Origin of the sequence: Pseudoalteromonas aliena (assembly GCF_038155085.1) — a bacterium.
Taxonomy (GTDB): Bacteria; Pseudomonadota; Gammaproteobacteria; order Enterobacterales; family Alteromonadaceae; genus Pseudoalteromonas; species Pseudoalteromonas aliena_A.
On record NZ_JBAKAU010000213.1, the window covers coordinates 1 to 216 of the forward strand.

The 216-nt window shown below is 42.6% G+C and carries 1 pseudogene; it reads right to left on the bottom strand.

The features are described 5' to 3' along the window. Nucleotides 1–216, bottom strand: a pseudogene (locus V6260_RS19125) (flagellar biosynthesis protein FlhF); the annotation flags it as partial.

The window sequence follows — 216 nt, forward strand, 5'->3', positions numbered from 1 at the left end:
TAGCTTTCCAGCCTTGCTTACGAGATACTTCATCAGGAGCAAAGCAAGCCATTTGCTGTGCAACTTCTTTGTCAATACCCATTCCGACGAGGCGATCTATCATGCAAGCACGTGTTGGTTCTTTACGCGCCATATCTTGCTGCTTTAAGCCCGATACTTGATGTTCTAATAATTCACGTATAGCATTCATTTCTTCTCGCATAGTCATCAATTCTT